Here is a 380-nt window from a genome sequence, read left to right as displayed (position 1 = left end):
TTCCCCATGTTTCCTTTACTTCTGCAAGGGCTTGTAACGCGGATTCTTCCGTTGGAGCCTTATATACAGCTTTAAAATCGGCGGCAAATTTCTTGCGATCCTTATAAGACAGGTACTGGAAAGAGTTTCGCAGCATATGGATAATGCATCTCTGTACCACTGCCTGCGGATATACGGCTGCAATTGCCTCCTTAAAGCCTGGCAAGCCATCCACACAGAAGAATAGGACGTCCTTGAGCCCTCTGTTCTTCATGTTGTTAAGCATTCCCAACCAAAATTTTGAGGATTCATTTGCACCGACTGTAATGCTCAGGATGTCCTTGGTTCCATCCAACTGAACTCCAAGCGCAACATAGGCAGCCTTCTTTACAATACGTCCC

General features: G+C 46.1%; 1 protein-coding gene. It reads right to left on the bottom strand.

Annotated features, from left to right (window positions below; genetic code table 11):
- A partial coding sequence (locus tag BN3456_RS00130; RefSeq protein ID WP_176699053.1) for an IS256 family transposase occupies positions 1 to 380 on the bottom strand: 380 nt, incomplete at both ends.

The sequence above is a fragment of the Clostridium sp. C105KSO13 genome (assembly GCF_001517425.1).
Classification (GTDB): domain Bacteria; phylum Bacillota; class Clostridia; order Lachnospirales; family Lachnospiraceae; genus Muricomes.
Note: the sequence above shows the minus strand (reverse complement) of the source record. Positions and strands in the feature narration are given on the sequence as shown.